The 20,351-nt window shown below is 65.6% G+C and carries 16 protein-coding genes; 13 read left to right on the forward strand and 3 right to left on the reverse strand.

Annotation, left to right across the window (positions count from 1 at the left end; genetic code table 11):
* Positions 1 to 4 precede the first annotated feature (4 nt).
* From VB672_RS09370 to VB672_RS09395, 6 genes are read left to right on the forward strand one after another with little or no spacing between them, the layout of a single operon-like run.
* On the forward strand, positions 5 to 799 hold the full coding sequence (locus VB672_RS09370; protein WP_329783919.1) for an ABC transporter ATP-binding protein: 795 nt from the start codon (positions 5 to 7) through the stop codon (positions 797 to 799).
* A gap of 11 nt (positions 800 to 810) precedes the next feature.
* The gene (nirB, locus tag VB672_RS09375; RefSeq protein WP_329783920.1) at positions 811 to 3,261 is read left to right on the forward strand and encodes a nitrite reductase large subunit NirB; all 2,451 of its coding nucleotides are present in this window, start codon (positions 811 to 813) and stop codon (positions 3,259 to 3,261) included.
* Positions 3,258 to 3,590 carry a nitrite reductase small subunit NirD gene (nirD, locus tag VB672_RS09380; RefSeq protein WP_329783921.1) on the forward strand — a complete coding sequence of 111 codons (333 nt, stop codon included), beginning with the start codon at positions 3,258 to 3,260 and terminating at the stop codon, positions 3,588 to 3,590. The genes nirB and nirD overlap by 4 nt, the downstream gene beginning before the upstream one ends.
* Positions 3,591 to 3,599: 9 nt before the next feature.
* The gene (locus tag VB672_RS09385) at positions 3,600 to 6,260 is read left to right on the forward strand and encodes a nitrate reductase (RefSeq protein WP_329783922.1); all 2,661 of its coding nucleotides are present in this window, start codon (positions 3,600 to 3,602) and stop codon (positions 6,258 to 6,260) included.
* A complete protein-coding gene (gene cysG, locus VB672_RS09390) occupies positions 6,232 to 7,704 on the forward strand; it encodes a siroheme synthase CysG (RefSeq protein WP_329783923.1) in 1,473 nt (490 codons plus the stop codon). The genes VB672_RS09385 and cysG overlap by 29 nt, the downstream gene beginning before the upstream one ends.
* A gap of 2 nt (positions 7,705 to 7,706) precedes the next feature.
* On the forward strand, positions 7,707 to 8,534 hold the full coding sequence (locus VB672_RS09395; RefSeq protein WP_329783924.1) for a uroporphyrinogen-III synthase: 828 nt from the start codon (positions 7,707 to 7,709) through the stop codon (positions 8,532 to 8,534).
* On the opposite strand, the gene VB672_RS09400 is transcribed toward VB672_RS09395, so the two are convergent.
* Positions 8,499 to 9,404 (reverse strand): SDR family oxidoreductase, encoded by a 906-nt coding sequence (locus VB672_RS09400; RefSeq protein WP_329783925.1) that lies wholly within the window; start codon positions 9,402 to 9,404, stop codon positions 8,499 to 8,501. The genes VB672_RS09395 and VB672_RS09400 overlap by 36 nt on opposite strands.
* 236 nt (positions 9,405 to 9,640) lie before the next feature.
* Between VB672_RS09400 and VB672_RS09405 the strand changes: the two genes are divergently transcribed.
* A complete protein-coding gene (locus VB672_RS09405; RefSeq protein WP_329783926.1) occupies positions 9,641 to 10,789 on the forward strand; it encodes an amidohydrolase in 1,149 nt (382 codons plus the stop codon).
* Positions 10,790 to 10,951: 162 nt separating this feature from the next.
* Here the strand turns inward: VB672_RS09405 and uxuA are convergent, their stop codons facing one another.
* Positions 10,952 to 12,148 carry a mannonate dehydratase gene (gene uxuA / locus VB672_RS09410; RefSeq protein ID WP_329783927.1) on the reverse strand — a complete coding sequence of 399 codons (1,197 nt, stop codon included), beginning with the start codon at positions 12,146 to 12,148 and terminating at the stop codon, positions 10,952 to 10,954.
* A gap of 68 nt (positions 12,149 to 12,216) precedes the next feature.
* The gene (locus tag VB672_RS09415) at positions 12,217 to 12,945 is read right to left on the reverse strand and encodes a GntR family transcriptional regulator (protein ID WP_329783928.1); all 729 of its coding nucleotides are present in this window, start codon (positions 12,943 to 12,945) and stop codon (positions 12,217 to 12,219) included.
* Positions 12,946 to 13,070: 125 nt separating this feature from the next.
* On the opposite strand from VB672_RS09415, the gene uxaC reads away from it, so the two are divergent.
* The 6 genes from uxaC (at position 13,071) to VB672_RS09445 (ending at position 20,254) form a co-directional block, all read left to right on the forward strand.
* Positions 13,071 to 14,474, forward strand: coding sequence for a glucuronate isomerase (gene uxaC, locus VB672_RS09420; RefSeq protein ID WP_329784072.1), 1,404 nt, complete (start codon positions 13,071 to 13,073; stop codon positions 14,472 to 14,474).
* A gap of 50 nt (positions 14,475 to 14,524) precedes the next feature.
* Positions 14,525 to 15,712: an ABC transporter substrate-binding protein gene (locus VB672_RS09425; protein ID WP_329783929.1), complete on the forward strand. Its 1,188-nt coding sequence runs from the start codon at positions 14,525 to 14,527 to the stop codon at positions 15,710 to 15,712.
* A 35-nt stretch (positions 15,713 to 15,747) separates the two neighbouring features.
* Positions 15,748 to 16,833, forward strand: a complete 1,086-nt coding sequence (locus VB672_RS09430; RefSeq protein WP_329783930.1) for an ABC transporter ATP-binding protein — start codon at positions 15,748 to 15,750, stop codon at positions 16,831 to 16,833.
* The gene (locus tag VB672_RS09435) at positions 16,833 to 17,744 is read left to right on the forward strand and encodes an ABC transporter permease (RefSeq protein ID WP_329783931.1); all 912 of its coding nucleotides are present in this window, start codon (positions 16,833 to 16,835) and stop codon (positions 17,742 to 17,744) included. The genes VB672_RS09430 and VB672_RS09435 overlap by 1 nt, the downstream gene beginning before the upstream one ends.
* Positions 17,745 to 17,749: 5 nt before the next feature.
* Positions 17,750 to 18,592 (forward strand): ABC transporter permease, encoded by an 843-nt coding sequence (locus tag VB672_RS09440; protein ID WP_329783932.1) that lies wholly within the window; start codon positions 17,750 to 17,752, stop codon positions 18,590 to 18,592.
* A gap of 183 nt (positions 18,593 to 18,775) precedes the next feature.
* Complete coding sequence (locus VB672_RS09445) at positions 18,776 to 20,254, forward strand: mannitol dehydrogenase family protein (RefSeq protein WP_329783933.1); 1,479 nt, start codon at positions 18,776 to 18,778, stop codon at positions 20,252 to 20,254.
* The last annotated feature ends 97 nt before the right edge of the window (positions 20,255 to 20,351 follow it).

Genomic DNA, 20,351 nt, shown 5'->3' on the forward strand with positions numbered 1-20,351 from the left:
GATCATGGCCTATCTCAAGATCGATCATGTCGGCATCTCGTTCCAGCGTGCCGGCGCGAGCACCGAAGTGCTGCGGGATGTGAACCTTTCCATCGACAAAGGCGAGTACGTCTCGATCATCGGCCATTCCGGCTGCGGCAAGTCGACCGTGCTCAACATCGTGGCGGGCCTGCTCGAGCCGAGTCAGGGCGGCGTGCTCCTGGAGGGCAGGGCCGTGAGCGGTCCGGGACCGGACCGCGCCGTGGTGTTCCAGAACCACTCGCTCCTGCCCTGGCTGACGGTGCGCGAGAACGTGGAGCTTGCGGTCAACAAGGTTTTCCGCGGCAAGAAGTCGAAGGCGGAGCGCCGCGACTGGATCCGGCACAATCTCGAACTGGTCCACATGGCCCATGCCGAGAACAAGCGGCCGCACGAGATTTCCGGCGGCATGAAGCAGCGCGTCGGCATCGCTCGGGCGCTTGCCATGGAACCGAAGATCCTGCTGCTCGACGAGCCCTTCGGTGCCCTGGATGCGCTGACGCGAGCCCATCTCCAGGATCAGGTCATGGAGATCCACAGCCGGCTCGGCAACACGATCATCATGATCACGCACGACGTGGACGAGGCCGTGCTGCTCTCCGATCGGATCGTCATGATGACGAACGGGCCAGCCGCCACGATCGGCGAGGATCTGAGGGTCGATCTAGAGCGCCCTCGCAGGCGCCTCGAACTGGTCGGCAATCCCACCTACAACGATGCCCGAGCAGCCGTGCTGGAGTTCCTCTATGCACGCCACCGGGCCCCGACACTCGCAGCGTAAGGAGAGTGACGATGCCCAAGAAGCTGGTCGTCATCGGCAACGGCATGGCCGCCGGCCGCGCCCTGGAGGAATTGTTCGCGCGCGCACCCGGCGCCTACGAGGTCACGATCTTCGGCGCCGAGCCGCGTGTGAATTACAACCGCATCATGCTCTCGCCCGTTCTGTCCGGCGAGAAGGCCTACGAAGACATCCTGATCCATGACGATGCCTGGTACGAGACGCACGGCATCACGCTTCATCGCGGCAAGCAGGTGGTGGAGATCGACCGCGCCGCCAAGCGCGTGGTTGCGGCGGACGGCACGGTTGCGGAATACGACCAGCTCCTCGTTGCCACCGGATCGATGCCCTTCGTCGTTCCGATTCCCGGCGCCACCCTGCCGGGCGTGGTCACCTATCGCGATCTCGACGACGTCAACAAGATGCTCGAAGCGGCTCAAAATGGCGGGCGTGCCATCGTCATCGGCGGCGGTCTGCTCGGACTGGAAGCGGCCGCAGGCCTGAAGGCGCAGGGCATGGAGGTGACTGTTCTCCACCTCATGCCGACCCTGATGGAGCGCCAGCTGGACCCGTCCGCCGGCTACCTGCTGCAGAAGGCCTTCGAGGACCGTGGCATCGCCGTTCGTTGCAAGGCCAACACCCACGCGATCCTGGGCGAGGACCGTGTCACCGGCGTCCGACTGGACGACGGTACGGAGCTTCCGGCGGATATCGTCGTCATGGCGGTTGGCATCCGGCCCAATGCCGTTCTGGCCAAGGAAGCGGGCCTCGAGACCAACCGGGGCGTGCTCGTCGGCGACGACATGCGCACAAGCGATCCAGATGTCTTCTCGGTCGGCGAATGCGTCGAGCATCGCGGGCTCTGCTACGGTCTCGTAGCACCCCTCTACGAGATGGCAAAGGTGGTCGCCGCGCAGCTCGCCGGCGACGGGACGGCCACCTATACCGGCTCCGTCACGGCCACCAAGCTGAAGGTCACGGGAATCGATCTGTTCTCCGCCGGCGATTTCGGCGAGGCCAAGGATCGGCAGGACATCGTCCTGCGCGATGCCGCCCGCGGAATCTACAAGCGCCTCGTGCTCAAGGAGAACCGCATCGTCGGTGCCGTTCTCTACGGCGAGACGGGAGACGGATCCTGGTTCTTCGACCTGCTGCGCAAGGAGACGGACGTCTCCGAGTTGCGCGACACCCTGATCTTCGGCCAGTCCTATGTGGGGGGCGCCCCCCTGGACCCTATGGCGGCCGTTGCAGCCTTGCCGGATGATGCGGAAATCTGCGGCTGCAACGGCGTATGCAAGGGCAAGATCGTCCAGGCGATCACCGACAAGGGCCTGAGCACGTTGACCGAGGTGAGGGCGCACACGAAGGCTTCCGCCTCCTGCGGCACCTGCACCGGCCTCGTCGAGCAGGTGATGACCCTGACGCTCGGCGACAAGTTCGCGAAGTCCACGATCGAGCCCCTGTGCGGCTGCACCGATCTCGGCCACGACGACGTACGGCGGCTCATCCGGGCGGCGGAGCTCAAGTCGATCCCGGCCGTGATGCAGGAACTGGGATGGAAGACATCCTGCGGCTGCGCCAAGTGCCGGCCCGCCCTGAACTACTATCTCCTGTGCGATTGGCCCGAAGAATACGAGGACGATGGGCGCTCGCGCTTCATCAACGAGCGCGTCCACGCCAACATCCAGAAGGACGGCACCTATTCCGTCGTGCCGCGCATGTGGGGCGGGCTGACCAACCCGCGGGAGCTGCGCGCGATCGCGGACGTGGCCGAGAAATACAACATCCCGACCGTGAAGGTGACGGGCGGACAGCGCATCGATCTGTTGGGCGTGCGCAAGGAAGACCTGCCGGCGGTCTGGGCCGATCTCAACGACGCCGGCATGGTCTCGGGCCACGCCTATGCCAAGGGCGTGCGCACGGTGAAGACCTGCGTCGGCAAGGAGTGGTGCCGCTTCGGCACGCAGGACTCCACTGGCCTCGGCGTCAGGATCGAGAAATTCATGTGGGGCTCCTGGACGCCGGCGAAGGTGAAGATGGGCGTCTCCGGATGCCCGCGGAACTGCTCCGAAGCGACCTGCAAGGATGTGGGCGTGGTCTGCGTCGATTCCGGATACGAGATCCACTTTGCTGGCGCGGCCGGAATTCACATCAAAGGCACGCAGGTGCTTTGCAAGGTGCCGGAAGAGGATGAATGCATCGAGGTGATTGCGGCCCTGACGCAGCTCTACCGTGAGCAAGGTCACTACCTCGAGCGCATGTACAAATGGGCCGACCGGGTCGGCACGGACTCGATCCGGGCGACCGTGGTCGACGATCTTGAGAAGCGTCGAAATCTCTACGATCGCTTCGTCATCTCCCAGCGCAATGCACAGAGCGATCCCTGGGCCGAGCGTGTTGCGGGCCGCGACGCGCACGAGTTTAGGCCCATGGCCAACTTCACCCTGGCGGAGGCAGCGGAATGAGCGAGTGGATCGATGTGGGCGCCGTCGATGACGTGCCGGTTCTCGGGTCGCGTGTCGTGCAGGCGGCGAGCGGGGACATCGCCGTGTTCAAGGCCGCGGACGGAACACTCTTCGCGCTGCGGGATCGCTGCCCGCACAAAGGAGGACCGCTGTCACAGGGCATCGTGCACGGCCATTCGGTGACGTGCCCGCTGCACAACTGGGTGATCAGCTTGGAAAGCGGCGAGGCGCAGGGGGCGGACCAGGGCTGCGCCCACAAAATCCCGGTGCGGATCGAAGGTTCGCGCATCCTGCTCGCTGCTTCGGCGCTCATGTCCCGAGCTGCCTGAGGAGGAGGCATGGCGACCGGCACCCCGACCCGGACCACATGCCCTTATTGCGGCGTCGGCTGCGGTGTCGTCGCGACGCAGCAGGAAGATGGCACCGTCGCAATCAGGGGAGACGAGCGGCACCCGGCCAATTTCGGGCGTCTCTGCTCGAAAGGATCGGCTCTGGGCGAGACGCTGAGCCTCGACGACAGGGTGCTCTATCCTGAAATCGACCGATGCCGCGTCGGCTGGGACGAAGCCCTCGATCTGGTGGCAAGACGCTTCTCAGCGACGATTGCGGAGCATGGCCCCGAATCGGTCGCCATCTACGGCTCGGGCCAGCTGCTCACGGAGGATTACTACGTCGCCAACAAGCTGATGAAGGGCTTCATCGGCGCAGCCAACATCGACACGAATTCCCGCCTCTGCATGGCCTCGTCGGTGGCGGGCCATATTCGGGCATTCGGATCGGATACGGTGCCAGGAACTTATGAGGATCTCGAAGAGGCCGATCTGGTCGTTCTCGTCGGCTCCAATATGACCTGGTGCCATCCGGTCCTGTTCCAGCGGCTTCTGGCGGCGCGGGAGCGGCGCGGCACGAAGATCGTCGTCGTCGACCCGCGTCGCACGGTAACGGCCGAGGCGGCCGATCTGCATCTGGCAGTCGCCCCCAATTCCGATGTCGCCTTGTTTGCGGGTCTGCTCGACCATCTCGACCGGATGGACCTGCGTGATCACGACTATGTGGAACGTCACACGTCGGGCCTGGATGAGGCTCTGACAACCGCGCAGGCCTGCGGCTTTCCCGGAGCCTTGAGCGCCACACGCCTGCCGGTCGAGCAGCTTCGCGAGTTCTACACGCTCTGGAGCCGCTCGGATCGTGTGGTGACGGCCTATTCGCAGGGCGTGAACCAATCGGCGGTCGGCACCGACAAGGTGAACGCCATCATCAACTGCCACCTGTTCACGGGCCGTATCGGACGGCCGGGCACAGGACCGTTCTCGCTCACCGGTCAGCCCAATGCCATGGGCGGGCGCGAGGTCGGCGGGCTGGCGAACATGCTGGCCGCGCATCTCGACCTCACCAGCCCGAGCCACCGGGAGCTGGTCCGGTCCTTCTGGGGCAGTCCGGGCATCCCCACGCGTCCGGGATTGAAGGCCGTCGACCTCTTCCGCGCAGTCGGGGACGGGCGGGTGAAGGCGATCTGGATCATGGGCACCAATCCGGCCGATTCCCTGCCGGATGCCGATGTCGTGCAGGACGCGCTTCGCGCGTGCCCATTCGTCGTGGTGAGCGACGTCACCCGCACCGACACGACCCGCCATTCTCATGTGCTCCTCCCGGCGGCCGCGTGGGCGGAGAAGAGCGGGACGGTGACGAATTCCGAGCGCCGCATCTCGCGCCAGCGCTCCTTCCTGAAACCGCCTGGCGAGGCACGGCCGGACTGGCGCATCATCTGCGATGTGGCGGCCCGCATGGGCTTTGCCGATGCCTTCGAATATCGGTCGCCAGCCGAGATCTTCCGGGAGCACGCCGCCTTGTCCGGCATCGCCAACGACGGAGCGCGCGATTTCGACATCTCTGCCTGTGCCGAGCTGAGCGAAAGGGCTTACGACACGCTGGCGCCGTTCCAGTGGCCGCGCCGGCAAGGGGAGGCGCTTGATCACGCGACGACGCGTTTCTTCGCAGAGGGAAACTTTTACACGCCCGACAGGCGAGGGCGGTTCGTTGCGACGCCGGTCGCGCGGCAGGAGGTCTCGCCGGACTTCCCGCTGATCCTCAACACGGGCCGCATCCGTGATCAGTGGCACACCATGACGCGCACGGCGAAGACGCCGCGCCTGATGAGCCACTACGCGGAGAGCTTCTGCGAGATCCATCCCGACGATGCGGAGGATGCCGGCATTGCGCCCGCCTCCCTGGTGCGCGTCGTCAGCGCGCAGGGAACTGTCGTCGTCCGCGCACTCGTGACGGAACGGCAGCAGAAGGGCAGCATCTTCGTTCCCATGCACTGGACTGACCAGCAAACGGCCCAGGGGCGCATCAGTACGGCGGTTCTTCCTGCAGTCGATCCGATTTCCGGGCAGCCCGGCCTCAAGTTTTCCCATGCATCCATCGAGCCATTTGAGGCTACTTGGTATGGCTTTGCAGTGGTGCGCAACAAGCCTGCGATGATCCCAGCAGATTACTGGGCGCTCGCCCGAGCCGAGGGAGGTTGGCGCCTCGAGCTCGCCGGCGCCGGGTTGGTGGACGATTGGGTTGACTACGCGGCCGGTCTGATCGGGAGCGGCGAGAGCCTGGAGACTCTGTCTTACAGCGATCAGGACCAGGCGAGCTTTCGGCTCGCGAGCTTCGCGGGCGATGTGTTGCTCGGCGCGCTGTTCGTCTCGCCGCAACCGGTGGCCGTGTCGCGGACATGGGCAGTCGCGCATCTGTCCGCGCCCGAGATCCGCGGAGCCGAGCGCCTGCGCCTGCTGAGCGGGCGGCCCGGCGCGGATCAGGCTGATCCTGGTCCGATCGTCTGCGCCTGCTTCTCGGTGGGCGCGAACCAGATCGCGGGAGCTATCGAGAAGGGGGCCGCAAGTGTGGAAGCCGTTGGTGAAGTTCTGCGTGCGGGTACGAATTGCGGCTCCTGCCGCGTTGAAATCAGGAGGTTGATCGATGCTGCAGCCCTTAAGAAAGCCGTCTGAGGCGGAGCCGGGCCGGCTCGGCCGGCTGGCCAAGCTGCCGGTCTTCTTCGACCTGAAGGACCGGCGTGTGGTTCTGATCGGCGGGTCTCCCGGCGCGGCCTGGAAGGCGGAGCTGCTCGCCGCCGCAGGCGCCCGGGTCGACATCTATGCCTCGGACGTGTCCTCCGAGATGGAGGCTTTGCTCGCGCGCGGCGCAGCCGACGGATCGCTTGTGCTGCATCGATCCGATTGGTCCGCCGATCTTCTGAAAGACGCCGCTCTCGCGGTTGCTGATCTCGAAGACGAGGGGGAGGCTGAAGCCTTTGCCGCTGCGGCCCACGAGGCCGGCGTGCCGGTCAACGTGGTCGACAAGCCCGGTTACTGCGATTTCCAGTTCGGGTCGGTGGTCAACCGGTCGCCCGTGGTGATTGGCATTTCGACGGACGGCGCGGCGCCGATCCTGGGTCAGGCGATCCGGCGCAAGATCGAGACGTTGCTGCATCCCTCCGTCGCCTCCTGGGCGGCTTTCGCCAAGCACATACGCGAACGCGTCATGCAGCTGTCGCCAGGAATGGCACGGCGCACCTTCTGGGAGCGCTTCGCTGACTTCGCCTTCCAGGGGAGGCCGCCTGAGGCCTTCGGCGATACCGTGGAGACGGTGCTGGAGCAGATCGCATCCGGGCCGGCGCAAACGGTCGGACGCGTGACGCTCGTCGGCGCCGGGCCCGGTGATGCGGAACTGCTGACGCTTAAGGCCATGCGGGCGTTGCAATCGGCCGATGTCATTCTGTTCGACGATCTCGTCTCCGAGGACGTGCTGGAACTCGCCCGCCGAGAGGCCAAGCGCCTCATGGTCGGCAAGCGGGGAGGGCGAGCCTCCTGCGCACAGGACGACATCAACGACCTGATGACCCGTCTGGCCCTTCAGGGGAAGCATGTGGTGCGGCTGAAATCCGGCGATCCGATGATCTTCGGGCGCGCCGGCGAGGAGATCGAGCACTTGGAGACGGCGGGCGTTCCCGTCGACGTGGTGCCGGGCATCACGGCCGGCATCGCCCTGGCGTCTGCTCTGGGCACTTCGCTCACCCATCGCGAAATGGCGCAATCGGTCCGCTTCGTGACCGGATGCGCGAAGACCGGTCAGCTTCCGGCCGGGCTCGATTGGCGGGGACTGGCCGATCCGAACACCACCACGATCTTCTACATGGCGGGCGGCACGGCGGGGGCCATCGCCGAGCGATTGATGGCAGCCGGGTGCTCCTCCGCCTTGCCTGCCGTGATGGTGTCGAACGTGTCGCGGGGCGACGAGCGCTGGGCGGGATCGATTGCGGATCTCGGCCTGGCCAGCGAGCGACGCGATCCGACGAAGCCCGTCATCATTGGCATCGGGCGCGTGTTTAAGCGCGCCGCCAAAGCCCTCGATCCAGGGCTCGAACAACCTCTCATGCTCGACGCGACGGCGTGATCATGCTGGAAGGACGCCGCATCGCCGTACCCGAGAGCCGGGAACTCGACCTGTTCACGCGGATGCTCGAACGGCACGGCGCCGTCGCCGTTCGCTGCCCGCTCGTGTCGATCCACGACGTGGAGGATTCCGCCCTGGTCGACGCCTGGCTCGACAGGCTGATCGAAGGCCGACATGACATCGTGGTTCTCTACACGGGGGAGGGATTGTCCCGCCTTCTTGGCTTTGCGCGCCGGAGAGGCATGGAAGCGGAGGTAATTTCCGCCCTGAGCAGAACCTTCAAGGTCGCGCGTGGCCCGAAGCCGGCGAAGGTCCTGCGCGGCATCGGGCTCGCGCCGGACATGATGGCCGAGGAGCCGACGACGGCCGGATTGACGGTGACGCTGTCCGGGCTCGGCGTTGAGGGCAAGTGCATTGGCGTGCTGCTCTATCCGGGCGGCGAGGAGACCTTGCGGAGCTTTCTCGAAACGAGAGGCGCGCAGGTCGATCCGGTCCTGAGCTACCGCTATGCCTCGGACGAAGAGGACGAACGGGTCCTCCATTTCATCCGTGAGCTTGCGTCCGGCACCGTCGACCTGATCGCCTTCACCAGCACGGCGCAGGTGCGGCGGCTGCAGGAGGTTGCCCGGCGGTTCTCACTGGCGGCAGAACTCGACACGGCCATGCAGCGGATCATGGTCGCCGCTGTCGGACCGGTGACAGCGGAGGCTGTCGAGAAAGCCGGTTGGCCGGTCGGCGCGATGCCGCAGGACAGCTATCATCTCAAGCCGCTCGTGATGGCCTTGGGCAAAAAATTATCTCGGTCCGCCGACGTCAGCGCTCCCGCGTAGTCCCTCGCCGGCGTCGAGGAGAGCCTGCAGGCCCTCGCGGTAGGTGGGGTAGCGGAGCCTCACGCCGAGTTCCGTCTTGATGCGCGTGTTCCGAACGCGCTTGTTGTCCGAATAGAACGAGCGCGCCATTGGCGTCTGGTCGGCTTCCTCGAATGGAACCTCAGGCGGAGGTTCGCGTCCGAGCAGTTCGGCCGCATAGGCGATGACGTCCTGCGGCGGGCCCGGCTCGTCGTCGGCGACGTTGTAGATGGCATTCCGGCTTGGACGTTCGATCGAGGCCATAAGCACCTGGGCGATGTCGGCCGTGTGGATCCGGTTGAACACCTGCCCCTTCTTGACGATGCGCTTGGCGGTGCCGTCCACGATCTTCACCAGGGCGTTGCGGCCCGGACCATAGATGCCAGCGAGCCGGAAGATCTGCACCGTAAAGGGAGCACTCTCGCCGAGCGCGAGCCATTGCCGTTCGGCGCCGATGCGTTGGCGGGAGCGGAGCGTCGCCGGGTTGGGCGGCGTCGTCTCGTCCACCCAGGCGCCGCCTGCATCGCCGTAGACGCCCACCGTCGACAGATAGCCGATCCAGCGCAGACGAGGCGCCGACGACGCGATCGCCTCGGCAAAATGCTCCAGCACCGGGTCCGTCTCACTGGCGGGAGGCACGGAGACGAGGAGCGCATCCGCGCGGGCGATCCTCTCGAGAATACCGGAATCGTAGCCGGAACCGTCGAACCGATAGGCTTGGATCCCCTCGGCCGCCATCGCCCGGGCTTTCTCCGGCGAGCGCACCGTGCCGCCGATCTCTTTGAATCGCTCGCGGTACAAGCTGAGGAACTGGCGGACGGAATAGCCGAGGCCAAAGGCGAACAGGTTCATGAGGCGAGCATCGATGGGAATTTCCGGGAGCTTCTGGCGTAACCTAACGTGACCCGGCGCACTCAGCAATCTGGGATCTCCAGCCACGATGGGAACCCCGATTGATCCGTCGACACCGACTTTTCGACGACTTGATCAAGGCCGGCTCTTTGGGCCATAACGTCGGGCCGAAACAGGCCGGGCTGTCGTCGGTCGAGCGGTTCTGCTCCCGTCATGCTCCGGCATGGAGGCGATCCATGGTTTTGACCAACGAGGACATGGTCGATCTGGTGGCGTTTCGGCGCAAGCTCCACCGCACACCTGAACTCTCCAGGGAGGAAGGTCAGACGGCACGGGACGTTCGGGCGTTCCTGGCCCCCACGGGTCCGGACCGGATCGTCACGGGCCTCGGCGGCCACGGGATTGCGGCGATCTATGAAGGCAAGGCGCCGGGGCCGACCGTCCTGGTCCGCGCGGAACTCGACGCGTTGCCGATCGAGGAGATCTCCGACGCGCCCCATCGCTCGATCATTCCAGGCAAAGCACACCTGTGCGGACATGACGGGCACATGGCCATCCTGGCCGGTCTGGCACGCGCTCTCGGCCGTCGGCGCCCGCAGCGCGGACGCGCCATCCTGTTGTTCCAGCCGGCGGAGGAGGACGGGTCCGGAGCGGCAGCCGTCGTGGCCGATCCGCGCTTCCGTGAGATCTCGCCCGATTTCGCCTTCGCCCTCCACAATCTCCCGGGCCTGCCGTTCGGGCATGTGGCGCTGGCGGAGGGACCGGTCAATTGCGCGTCCCGGGGCATGCGCATCGTCCTCACCGGCAAGACTGCCCATGCGTCCATGCCCGAGACCGGGACCTCGCCCGTGCCTGTCGTGGCCGAGCTGATGCCGGCGTTGACGGCCCTTGGCCGAGGTGGCCCGATGGATGATGATTTCGCCATGGTGACAATCACCCATGCCAAGATCGGCGAGCCCGCCTTCGGCGTGGCCCCGGCGCGCGCCGAGATCTGGGCGACCCTGCGCACGCTGACCGACGGCGGCATGGAAGATCTATGCGTGAGTGCCGAGCATCTCGTGCTGAGCGCGGCCCGGGAGAAGGGCCTCAGCGTCGAGATTTCCCACGACGACATCTTCCAGCATTGCGAGAACGCACCGGAGGCCGTCTCCCATCTTCGCCGGGCGCTGGATGAAGAGGGGGTGTCGCATGACACGGGCAATCTGCCCCTGCGAGCTTCCGAGGATTTCGGCCGCTTCGGCCAGAGGGCGCCTGCGGCCATGTTCTTTCTCGGGGCCGGCAAGAACCACCCGAGCCTGCACAATCCCGACTACGATTTCCCCGACGACCTGATCGGCATCGGAGCCCGCGTGTTCATGCGGACGTTACGCAACTTGCTGGGGTAGGTTTTTGCATCCTATCCGCTGTCGGTTCCTGTCATCACCGGCCTTGTGCCGGTGATCCCGATGGATTGAGGCGCTGCGCTTCACAGGATTGGGATGGCCGGGACAAGCCCGGCCATGACGTTGAAGGTATTGTTCCGGACCAGATGCGACGAGGATGAACGCTTAAAGCGGCAAACCGCGCAGCGCCGAGACGGCCTGCATCACGCCGCGCAGCTCGGCCAGTCCTCGCATGCGTCCGATGATGGGATAGCCTGGATGGGTGGGCCTGCCGACATCATCGAGCAATTCGTGCCCGTGGTCCGGGCGCATGGGGATGCGCCAATGTGGGTGGCCCGCATCCTTCCGGCGCTTCTGCTCTTCGAGCAGCACCGTGACCAGAGCCACCATGTCCGTGTCGCCCCCGAGATGTTCGGCTTCCATGAAGGAGCCGTCAGGCTCCTTCGCGACATTGCGCAGGTGGGCAAACCAGATCCGGCTTGAAAAGCGCTTCGCGATGGCCGGAACGTCGTTGACGGGATTGGCTCCGAGCGAGCCGCTGCAGAGCGTGAGGCCGTTGGCAGGCGAATCGACCGCATCGAGGATGAAGGCGACATCGTCCGCGTTGGACACGATACGCGGCAGTCCCATGAGCGGACGGGGCGGATCGTCGGGATGGATGCACATCCGGATCCCGACTTCCTCCGCTGTCGGGATCACCTCTCGAAGGAATCGCGCGAGGTTCTCGCGAAGGGTTGCGGCGTCGATCTCCCTGTAGCGGTCCAGCATGACGCGCAGGCCGGGAACGTCGTAGCGGTCATAGGCGCCCGGCAGGCCAGCCATGATGTTGGAGAGAAGCTTGCGCCGGTCGGCTTCCGACGAGCCCAGATGCCATTCCTTCGCGCGCCTGACAACATCGGGCGCATAATCCGCCTCCGCGCCCGAACGCTCCAGCATGAAGCAATCGAAGGCCGCGAATTCATGAATGTTGAAGCGCAGGGCCGTGCCGCCGCCGGGCAGGGGATAGGCCAGTTCCGTGCGGGTCCAATCGACCACCGGCATGAAATTGTAGCAGATCGTGGTGACGCCGCATTGCGCGAGGTTGCGCATGGATTGCCGGTAATTGTCGAACAGGGCCGTCAGGTCGCCTTCGCCGATCTTGATGCGCTCATGGATCGGCAGGCTTTCGACCACGCTCCACCGCAATCCGAGCGAAGGATCGGCCGCGATCATCGCTTTGCGCTTCTCGATCTCCTGGACGCTCCAGATCACCCCATAGGGGATCTGATGCAGGGCGGTGACGATGCCCGTCGCGCCTGTCTGCCGGACATGGGACAACTGAACGACGTCTTCAGGGCCGAACCAGCGCCAGGTCTGTTCCATGATTGCCTCTCAAAGGTGGGGCCGAACGTGGACGTCGGCGGAGGTTCTGAATTCCTTTTCGATAACCATCACGCGCTGAGCACCTCCGGCAGAACGTCTGTCTCGGGCTCGAAGAGGTCCGGATATCGTGCGGCCAGCTCAGGAAGGGAACGCAGGATCTCGCTGAGGTGCTGATGCATGGCCTTTTCGGCTGCAACCGGATCGGACGCCTTGATGGCATCCACGATCAAGGCGTGCTGCGCGACGATGAGATGGCGTGGGGTCGCCTGCTTCACGTCGAGATAGCGCACCCGGTCCATCTGCGGCTTGACGTCCTCGATCATGCGCCACGCGGCGGGCCGTCCGGCCGCCTCCGCCAGGAGGCGGTGGAATTCCTCGTCGAGGTCCATGAAATCGTCGGAGGAGGTCGAGCGCTGCACGCGGCGTTGCCGGGTCAGGCTGGCGTTCAGTTCCGCCAGCATCACGGGCGAGGCTTTCAGGGCCGCTTCGCGCACGACGGCGCACTCGACCGCCACGCGGATGAAGCGCGCATCTTCGACGGCGGCCCGCGAGATCTTGACCACCTGAGTGCCGCGCTGGGGCAGGACCCGGACGAGGCCGGCCTCGCTGAGCTTGATCAGGGCTTCGCGGACCGGCGAGCGGCTGACCCCGAATCGCTGCGCCAGGTCCTGTTCCGACAGCATCTCGCCCGGCGCGATCTTCATGCTGACGATGGCCTGGCGAAGCGCGCGCGTGACCTGCCGGGCCATGGGTTCGCGGCTGAGATCGAGCTTCGCAAGGGCTGGTCTATTCGTCATAAGTGGCACACTACCATACTAGTAGACCATTGCAACGGATCGTGGATCGTTTTAAGGTTTGCTCAATGAGGCGCTCGCGACCGGCCGTGGAAACGGGTTCGGGCGAAGTGCCGAGGGAGTACGCCATGCTGATCCACCCGGACCGGCTGTTTCCTGTCGATCCCGCCAGCCGCGAGGTGGCGCGCCGGCTCTACGAGCGGGTGCGGGATCTGCCCATCATCTCGCCGCACGGGCACACGGATCCGCGCTGGTATGCGGAGAACGAGCCGTTCCCTGATCCGGCGACGCTCTTCGTCATTCCCGACCATTACGTCTTCCGCATGCTCTACAGCCAGGGCGTGCGGCTGGAGGATCTTGGTCTCGCGGCGAAGGACGGCAGCGCCGTCGAGGGCGATCCGCGGGCGATCTGGCGCCGCTTCGCCTCGCACTACCATCTCTTCCGCGGCACGCCCACGCGTCTGTGGCTCGATCATACCTTCGCGACCCTGTTTGGCTTTACCGAGCGGCTGTCGGCCGCGAATGCGGATGCCTATTACGACCGCATCGATGCAGCCCTGCGCACGTCGGAATTCCGCCCGCGCGCGCTCTTCGAACGCTTCCGCATCGAGGCCATTGCTACCACGGAAAGCCCGCTCGATCCGCTGAAGCACCACGAGACCATCCAGCAATCGGGCTGGACGGGACGGGTGGTGACCGCCTATCGGCCGGATCCGGTCATCGATCCCGAATTCGAAGGCTTCCGCGAGAACCTCGTGCGCCTCAGTGAGATCACCGGCTGCGATACCGCTACCTGGAGCGGCTATCTGGAGGCGCATCGCAAGCGACGCGCCTTCTTCCGCCAATACGGCGCAACCTCCACGGATCACGGCCATCCGACCGCACGCACGGCCAATCTCTCGCCGGCCGATGCCGAGGCGCTGTTCCGCCGCGTCTCGACGGGCGATGCTCGGCCGGAGGATGCCGAGCTGTTCCGCGCCCAGATGCTGACCGAGATGGCCGTCATGAGCGTCGAGGACGGCATGGTGATGCAGCTCCATCCCGGCTCCTTCCGCAATCACAACGATGCGCTCTTCCGCCGCTTCGGCCGCGACATGGGCGCCGACATTCCGCTGCAGACGGACTATGTGCGCGCCCTGAAGCCGCTGCTCGACCGCTTCGGCAATGAGACGAACTTCACGCTCATCGTCTTCACCCTCGACGAGACGAGCTATTCACGCGAGCTCGCGCCGCTTGCCGGCCATTATCCGGCGTTGAAGCTCGGTCCTGCCTGGTGGTTCTTCGACTCGCCGGAAGGCATGCGCCGTTTCCGCGAACTTACCACCGAGACGGCGGGCTTCTCCAACACGGTCGGCTTCAACGACGACACGCGCGCCTACCTGTCAATCCCGGCTAGGCACGACGTGGCCCGCCGGGTCGACTGCGCCTATCTCGCCAACCTCGTGACGACCCATCGCCTCGACGAGGACGAGGCGCACGAGGTGGCCTACGATCTCGCCTATCGCCTCGCCAAAGAGGCCTACAAGCTGTGACACGGGACATGGCCGCGCATGAGCCATGTCGCACAGAACGGGAGGAAGACATGACGAACCTGATCACCAGGCGGACTTTCGTCGGCGGTGTCGCCGGAGCCGCGGGCGCTGCAGCCCTCGGTGGACCGAGCTTCGCGCAGGCGACCCTGCCCACGAGCCCGGTTACGCTGAACATCATCGACGTGGCCGGCAACCTGGCGCTGACCCAGAAGGCCATCGAGAACTACCGCAAGGCCAAGCCCAACGTCGTTTCGCGCATCACCTTCACGAAGGCGACGGCGCCGGAACTCGCCGGCAAGATCAAGGCGCAGCAGGATGCGGGCCGCGTCGACATCGACCTCGTGCTCACCGGAACCGATGCGCTCTCCGCCGGCATCGAGCAGAAGCTCTGGGTCGACCTGATCCCGGACCATGCCAATTCTCTTCCGAAGCTCGACGACATCTATCTGCCGGCTGCCGCCAAGATGCAGGGGCTGGCCAAAGGCCAGGGCGTCGTGGTGACCTATTACCCGTCGGGTCCGCTGCTCGAATACATGCCCGACAAGGTCAAGAATGTGCCGACGACGGCGGAAGAGCTGCTGGCCTACACCAAGGCCAATCCAGGACGCTTCCTCTACGCGCGCCCGGCGAATTCCGGTCCGGGCCGCACCTTCATCATGGGCCTGCCCTATATCCTCGGCGACAGCAACCCGCAGGACCCTGCCAAGGGCTGGGACAAGACCTGGGCCTACCTGAAGGAGCTCGGGCAGAACATCGAGTACTACCCGTCCGGCACCGGCGCGGTGATGAAGGAGCTCGGCGAAGGCTCCCGTGACATGACCGTGTCGACCACCGGCTGGGATATCAACCCGCGTGTCCTCGGCGTCGTGCCGAAGGAGGCCAAGGTAGCGGCGCTCAAGGGCTTCCACTGGGTGGCGGATGCTCACTACATGTGCGTGCCCAAGGGGCTGTCGAACGAGAAGCAGGCCGTCCTCCTCGACCTCATGAGCTTCCTGCTCACCAAGGAGCAGCAGGCTTACACCTATGACGAGGGATATTTCTATCCGGGCCCGGCCGTGAAGGGCGTGACCCTCGACATGGCGCCGGCGGAAAGCCAGGCGGCGATCAAGGAATACGGCCGTCCCGAATACGAGAAGTGGATCGCCGAGAACCCGATCGAATTGCCGCTCCAACCCGAGCAGATGGTGGTCGCCTTCCGCCTGTGGGACGAGCAGGTCGGCGGCGGCAAGAGAAAATAAGACCGCGCAAGTAAGACGACAGACAAGGACCCGCGATGACCATTGCCCTTTCCCAGTTCGACGAAGTCCGGCTCGATCGCGTGAGCCGCGACTTCGGGGCGCTCAACGCTCTGCGCGACGTCTCCCTGACCATCCGGCGGCGCGAGTTCATCGCGCTGCTCGGACCTTCCGGTTGCGGGAAATCGACCACGTTGAACTGCATCGCGGGTCTTCTGCCTGTGACGGGCGGGGCGATCTGGCTCGACAAGAGCCGGGTCGACACGCTTCGCCCCGAGGAGCGCGGGTTCGGCATGGTGTTCCAGAACTACGCGCTCTTTCCCCATCTCAACGTGCGCCAGAACATCGGCTTCGGGCTCAAGATGCGCGGCAAGCCCAAGGCCGAGATCGACCGCAAGGTCGACGAGGCGATCAACCTCGTCCGCCTGAACGGCCAGGAGAACAAGCTGCCGGGCCAGCTCTCCGGCGGCCAGCAGCAGCGCGTGGCGATCGCCCGCGCCATCGTCATCGAGCCGCCGCTCGTGCTGATGGACGAGCCGCTCTCGAACCTCGACGCCAAGCTGCGCCTCGAGATGCGCGCGGAGATCCGGCGCATCCACAACGAGCTCGGCGCCACGACGATTTACGTGACGCACGATCAGGACGAGGCCCTGTCGCTCGCCGACCGCATCGTGGTGCTGCGCGACGGAGTGATCCGCCAGGTGGGAACGCCGAAGGAGCTCTACGAAGCGCCCGGCCACCTGGACGTGGCCGACTTCATGGGCTTCCGCAACAAGCTGAAAGGCAAGGTGGTCGGCAGCGAAGGCGGCCGCGCCGTGCTCGATGTCGAAGGCGCGCGGATCAGCGGCGTCGCCCGCGAGAGCCTGTCTGCGGGATCACCGGCCTACGCGGCGATCCGTCCGGACGACCTGATGGTCGGCGAGGCGGGAACGAACGCCATCGCGGCAACCGTCGACACCATCGAGTATCGCGGGCGCGAATTCGTCGGCACGGCCCATTCGGCCGGCGGGCTCGATTTCGTGTTCCGGTCGCACCAGCCGGTCGAGCCCGGATCGCACGTGCATCTGCGGGCGGACGACGGGCGCGTGCTCGTCTTCGCGGAGCCGATCCAGGGGAGGCATTGATGGACGCCCTTGCGCAAGCAGCCCCCGTCGAGCACGGCCCCAGCCTGCGCCAGCGTCTGGCGGCGCGAGGCTTCGACGCGGTGACGCTCCTCGTCATCCCGGCGGCGATCTTCACCCTGTTGCTCTTCGTTTATCCCTTCGCGTTCGGTTTCGTGCTCTCCTTCGAGCCGAAGGCAGGCGGGGACTGGCTCGCCAACTACAAGCGCTTCTTCTCCGATCCGTTCCTCTACGACACGATCGCCAACACGCTGCGCCTCGCGGTGCCCGTCACGCTCCTCAACCTGCTGCTGGCGGTACCGATCGCCTTCCGCGTGCGCCTCATGCGGCGCCAGCGCCTTCTCACCACGATCCTGGTCCTGCCGATCACGCTGGGCACGGTCCTCGTGGCCGAGGGCCTGTTGAACTATCTCGGGCCGCAGGGCTGGTTCAACCGCACGCTCATCACCTTCGGGCTGATCTCGCAGCCCCTGAAGCTCGTGCATAATTACTGGGGCGTTTTTGCCTCGCTGGTGATCACGGGCTTTCCCTTTACGTTCCTGCTGACCCTGTCCTACGTGACGGGCATCGATCCGGCCCTCGAGCAGGCGGCCGCGACGCTCGGCGCCAGCGCGTGGCAGCGCTTCCGCTACGTTTATGTGCCGCTCCTGATGCCGGGCTTCGCCATCACGTTCTGCCTGTCCTTCGTGCAGGCCTTCTCGGTGTTCCCCTCGGCGGTGCTGCTGGGCGAGCCCGCAGGCGTCACCCGCGTGATCTCGATCGCCGCGGCCACGGCGGCCTTCGAGGAATACGACTACTCCATGGCCTCGGCGATCGCGATGATCATGGGGTTCGTGCAGCTTGCCATCGTGGTGGCGGTGCTTGCTTCCCGCGGGCTGTTCTACCGTGGTCCTGCCTCCGGGGCGAAAGGATAAAGCCGATGATCCGCGACACGACACTCGGCTCCAAGCTCTGGGCCGCCGCCATCTGGTTCCTCGTCGGCTTCTTCGTCATCAATCTCTTCGCCATGATCGCCACCGTGGTGACGAGCTCGTTTGCCACCCGCTGGCTCGGCACCTGGTTGCCGGTGGCCTTCACCACGCGCTGGTATTCCTCCGCCTGGAGCGAGTTCCAGCTCTGGGACGTCCTCGTGGTGACCTTCCAGGTGATCGCCGCCGTGGTCTTCATCTCGGGCGCCCTCGGCGTGACGGCCGCCTATGCCTTGGCGCGGCGCGAATTTCCGGGCAAGCGGCTTCTCGTTCTGCTCTTCCTGCTGCCGCTCCTCATCCCGCCGATCACCTTCGGCATTCCGCTGGCGACGGTGCTCTACCAGACGGGGCTTGCCGGCACCTTCTGGGGCGTGGTGGCGGCCAATCTCGTGCCGACCGTGCCCTTCGTGATCCTGGTCATGATCCCGTTCATCGAGCAGATCGACCCGAAGATCGAGGCGGCGGCACGCGTCTTCGGTGCCAACACCTTCAAGCTCTTCATCCACGTGCTCCTGCCGCTGCTCCTGCCGGGCATCCTGGCGGCTCTGCTGCTGGTGCTGGTGCGCACCATCGCCATGTTCGAGCTCACCTTCCTGGTGGCCGGTCCGACCAGCCAGACCCTCGTGGTGGCGCTCTATTACGCGGTCTTCGCGGCCGGCGTGCGCGCGGTGCAGTCGATCGATGCCATGGCGGTGATCTATATGGTGACCACCCTGGTCTGGCTCATCATCGCGCTGCGCTTCGTCAATCCGACGCAGATCGTCACCCGCGCGAAGCAGCAGCCGGCGCATTGATGCGGCAGGCTCATAAAAGGATCAGGCTGGGCAGTCTCTCCTCTCCCTTGTGGGGAGGAGTTGGCGATGAGAATGTTTGGCGCCAGCGCTTGACAGGTCGTCGCTCACACCCCCACCCTGGCCCTCCCCACAAAGGGGAGGGAAACGAGCGCAATACTATTAAGGTTAGGCTTCGAGGACAAAATGCCAGATCGCTTGAACGAAGACACTCTGAGCGATCTGCCGGAGGGCATTCGTCGCCCGGCCTATGACCGGAGGGCGGTGAAGACCGGAATCGTGCATTTGGGCGTCGGGGCTTTCCACCGGGCCCATCAGGCGGTCTATACCGATGACGTTCTCGGGGAGGATCCGCGATGGGGGATCGTGGCCGCGAGCCTGCGCAGCCCCGACACCTACGACGCCCTTCAGCCGCAGGACGGTCTCTACACGTTATCGGTCCGCTCGCAGGATGGGGAGGCGCTTCGGGTCGTCGGGTCGATCGGACGGGTCATCGTGGCCCCGCGGGCCACGGACGATCTCCTCGACGCAATGGCCGATGCGCAGACGCGACTCGTCACGCTGACGGTCACGGAGAAAGGCTATTGCCACGACCCAGCGACCGGCACCCTGAACGAGAACCATCCTGACATCGTGCACGATCTCGCCTATCTGAAAACACCCCGGTCCGCGCCGGGCTTCATCATCGAGGCCCTGCGCCGCCGCCGCCGGGCGGGCATTCCGCCCTTCACCGTTCTCACCTGCGACAACCTTCCGTCCAACGGACGCACCGTGAAGCGCGTGCTCACCCGCTTCGCCGAACTGGTCGATCCGGAACTCGGGCGCTTCGTGGCCAACGAGGTGTCCTGCCCCTCGACCATGGTCGACCGGATCGTTCCGGCGACGAGCGATCAGGATCGCGAACGCATCGGCGAGGCTCTCGGCGTCGAGGATGCCTGGCCCGTCGTGACCGAGCCCTTCACCCAATGGGTGATCGAGGACCGCTTCCCGCAGGGCCGGCCGGCCTGGGAGAAAGCCGGCGCGGAGTTCGTCAGCGATGTGGAGCCCTATGAGCACATGAAGCTCAGGCTGCTCAACGGCAGCCACTCCACGCTCGCCTACCTCGGCTATCTCGCGGGCTACGAGACCGTTGCCGACACCATGGCCGACCCGGCCTTCGTGCGGCTGATCGAAGGGCTCATGGACGAGGAGGTCACGCCGACCCTGCACATGCCGCCGGGAGCCGATCTCGCATCCTACAAGCGGGCGCTCATCCAACGCTTCAGGAACCCGGCCCTGAAGCACCGCACCTGGCAGATCGCCATGGACGGCTCGCAGAAGCTGCCGCAGCGCCTCCTCGGAACGGTCCGCGACCGCCTGCAGGGCGGCGCATCCATCGCGCGCCTGTCCCTCGGAGTGGCGGCCTGGATGCGCTATGTGACCGGCACCGACGAGAAGGGCGCACCCATCGACGTGCGCGATCCCATGGCGGCGCGCCTGCGGGAGATTGCCGACCGGGCAGGGGGCTCGGCCGAGAAGCTCGCCGGCGCCCTGTTCGCTGTGCGCGAGATCTTCGGGGACGATCTTCCGAAGGATCCACGGTTTACGGGCGCGGTGACGGCGCACCTGGCACGTCTTTACGAAAAGGGTGCGAAACGGACGGTCGCGGAGTTCAGGGCGGAGTAGCGCACTTCCACCCTCCACGTCATCACCGGCCCTGTGCCGGTGATCCCGCTTCGTTGAAGCGCCGCGCCTCTCCGTATCGGGATGGCCGGCACAAGAC

This window comes from Microvirga sp. CF3016 (genome assembly GCF_036314085.1).
In the GTDB taxonomy this organism is placed as follows: Bacteria; Pseudomonadota; Alphaproteobacteria; order Rhizobiales; family Beijerinckiaceae; genus Microvirga.

Excerpts from the sequence above, each read along its gene's own strand:
- VB672_RS09370 (WP_329783919.1), top strand. The coding sequence starts at position 5 with ATGGCCTATCTCAAGATCGATCATGTCGGCATCTCGTTCCAGCGTGCC.
- nirB (WP_329783920.1), top strand. The coding sequence starts at position 811 with ATGCCCAAGAAGCTGGTCGTCATCGGCAACGGCATGGCCGCCGGCCGC.
- nirD (WP_329783921.1), top strand. The coding sequence starts at position 3,258 with ATGAGCGAGTGGATCGATGTGGGCGCCGTCGATGACGTGCCGGTTCTC.
- VB672_RS09385 (WP_329783922.1), top strand. The coding sequence starts at position 3,600 with ATGGCGACCGGCACCCCGACCCGGACCACATGCCCTTATTGCGGCGTC.
- cysG (WP_329783923.1), top strand. The coding sequence starts at position 6,232 with ATGCTGCAGCCCTTAAGAAAGCCGTCTGAGGCGGAGCCGGGCCGGCTC.
- VB672_RS09395 (WP_329783924.1), top strand. The coding sequence starts at position 7,707 with ATGCTGGAAGGACGCCGCATCGCCGTACCCGAGAGCCGGGAACTCGAC.
- VB672_RS09400 (WP_329783925.1), bottom strand. The coding sequence starts at position 9,404 with ATGAACCTGTTCGCCTTTGGCCTCGGCTATTCCGTCCGCCAGTTCCTC.
- VB672_RS09405 (WP_329783926.1), top strand. The coding sequence starts at position 9,641 with ATGGTTTTGACCAACGAGGACATGGTCGATCTGGTGGCGTTTCGGCGC.
- uxuA (WP_329783927.1), bottom strand. The coding sequence starts at position 12,148 with ATGGAACAGACCTGGCGCTGGTTCGGCCCTGAAGACGTCGTTCAGTTG.
- VB672_RS09415 (WP_329783928.1), bottom strand. The coding sequence starts at position 12,945 with ATGACGAATAGACCAGCCCTTGCGAAGCTCGATCTCAGCCGCGAACCC.
- uxaC (WP_329784072.1), top strand. The coding sequence starts at position 13,071 with ATGCTGATCCACCCGGACCGGCTGTTTCCTGTCGATCCCGCCAGCCGC.
- VB672_RS09425 (WP_329783929.1), top strand. The coding sequence starts at position 14,525 with ATGACGAACCTGATCACCAGGCGGACTTTCGTCGGCGGTGTCGCCGGA.
- VB672_RS09430 (WP_329783930.1), top strand. The coding sequence starts at position 15,748 with ATGACCATTGCCCTTTCCCAGTTCGACGAAGTCCGGCTCGATCGCGTG.
- VB672_RS09435 (WP_329783931.1), top strand. The coding sequence starts at position 16,833 with ATGGACGCCCTTGCGCAAGCAGCCCCCGTCGAGCACGGCCCCAGCCTG.
- VB672_RS09440 (WP_329783932.1), top strand. The coding sequence starts at position 17,750 with ATGATCCGCGACACGACACTCGGCTCCAAGCTCTGGGCCGCCGCCATC.
- VB672_RS09445 (WP_329783933.1), top strand. The coding sequence starts at position 18,776 with ATGCCAGATCGCTTGAACGAAGACACTCTGAGCGATCTGCCGGAGGGC.